The 1,982-nt window shown below is 72.9% G+C and carries 2 protein-coding genes; both read right to left on the minus strand.

The window, feature by feature from the left end; genetic code table 11:
- Nucleotides 1–1,159: cysteine desulfurase family protein (locus tag AB4Y86_RS17710; RefSeq protein ID WP_441403466.1), on the minus strand; the 1,159-nt coding region annotated here is incomplete at its 3' end.
- Nucleotides 1,156–1,982: carboxylating nicotinate-nucleotide diphosphorylase (gene nadC, locus AB4Y86_RS17715; RefSeq protein ID WP_441403467.1), on the minus strand; the 827-nt coding region annotated here is incomplete at its 5' end. The genes AB4Y86_RS17710 and nadC, both read right to left, overlap by 4 nt.

Here is a 1,982-nt window from a genome sequence, read left to right on the forward strand (position 1 = left end):
ACCCAGTTGGGCCCAGGGCGCGGACGCTGCCGACGGCGGTGCGCACCGCRGCTGCCGCTTCGGTTAGCTCGGCGCCCGTGACGGCTGCATCGAAGCTGAACCGTACCGCGGTCTGGGCCACCTCGGCGCCGATCCCCATCGCCAGCAGCACCGGGGAGGGCTCGTCCGAGCCAGCGGCGCAGGCCGAGCCGCTGGAGCAAATGATGCCCTGCCGTTCGAGCCCCAACAGCACCGACTCGCCGCTGGTTCCCGGGAAGCAAAACGAAGCGACCGAGGGCAGCCGCTCGCCCGGATGGCCCGTGAGGAATGCCCCGGRCACCCCGGCCAGGACTGCGGCGATGAACTCGTCACGCAGGGCTGCGACCCGGACCGAGGCCTCCCGCTGCGCCGTCCCGGCGAGGGTCAGCGCCGTCGCCAGCGCCACCGCGCCGGCGACGTTTTCGGTGCCGGAGCGGCGGCCGCGTTCCTGTCCGCCGCCGTGGATCAGGGGTTCCAGCCGGGTCCGGCCGCGCACGAACAGCGCCCCGCAGCCCTTGGGGGCGCCGAGCTTGTGGCCGGAAATACTCAGCGCGTCTACGCCCAGCTCCCGCACGTCGAGGGACAGCCAGCCTGCGGCCTGCACGGCGTCGCTGTGCAGCGGGACACCGTGTCCGCGGGCCAGCGCCGCCAGCCGGGCCACCGTCTGGACGGTGCCCACCTCGTTGTTGGCGTACATGACGCTGGCCAGCGCGGTGTCCGGCCGGAGCGCGGCCGCGAGCGCCTCCTCGGTGACCTGCCCGTAGCGGTCCACCGGGATCACGTCGACGGCGAAGCCATGGACGCGTTCAAGGTACCGCGCCGACCCTTCCACCGCGGGATGTTCGACGGCGCTGATCGCCACGCGGTCCAGACGGGGGTCGGCGGCGCGCCGGGCCAGGGCGATGCCCTTTACCGCGAGGTTGTCCGCTTCCGTGCCGCCGGAGGTGAAGACGATCTCGCCGGGGCGGCAGCCGAGCGTCTTCGCCGTCGTCTCCCGGGCCGCTGCGAGCGCCGTGGCGGCCGCGTCGCCCAGCGAATGGTGGCTTGACGGGTTGCCGAACTCCCCGCTCAGGTACGGCCACATGGCTTCCAGTACCTCCCGCCGGACCGGAGTGGTCGCGGCGGCGTCCAGGAAGATCACGGCGTCCCCGCAGCCGGCCGGGTGCGGGGCGCCGGCCAGGGTCCGCCGACCGGGTCCAGCTCGACGTCGAGTCCCAGGTCCAGGGCGGTGACGCTGTGAGTCAGGGCGCCGACCGAGATGACGTCCACGCCGGTGGCGGCGATGCCGGCCACGGTGGCGAGGTTGRCGTTGCCGCTGGCTTCGACGCGGGCCCGCCCGGCAACCAGTTCGACCCCGTCGGCGAGTTCGATCAATGAGAAGTTGTCCAGCATGATGGTGTCCACGCCGGCGGCGAGTACAGGTTCAATCTGCTCCATGCTGTCCACCTCCACCTCGAAGTGGGTGGTGTGCCCCAACCGCGCCTTGGCATCGCGCAGCACCCCGGTGAGCTGCGTCGGGTCTCCCCCGGTGAGCACAGCGAGGTGGTTGTCCTTGGCGAGGACTGCGTCGGAGAGGCTGAAGCGGTGGTTCGCTCCGCCGCCGCAGCGGACCGCGTAGCGTTCCAGCACCCGCAGCCCCGGGGTCGTCTTCCGAGTGTCGGTGATCCGTGCGCGGGTGCCGGCCACCAGCGCGACGAACTCAGCGGTCCGGGTCGCGATCGCGCTCATCCGCTGGACCAGGTTCAGCGCCACCCGTTCCGCCAGCAGCACCCCGCGGGCGTTGCCGGTCACCCGGGCCAGCGCAGTGCCGGCGTCGAACGATTCGCCGTCGGCCACGAGGAGTTCGAGGGCGGCGGCCGGGTCCGCCAGCTTCATCGCCGCGGCAAAGACGTCGCCGCCGCTGAATACGCCCGGCACCCGGGCCGCCAGCACGGCCGTGGCGCGCGCCTCGACCGGGATGAGCG

It is taken from the genome of Arthrobacter sp. 2YAF22_2 (genome assembly GCF_052114645.1).
GTDB lineage: Bacteria > Actinomycetota > Actinomycetes > Actinomycetales > Micrococcaceae > Arthrobacter.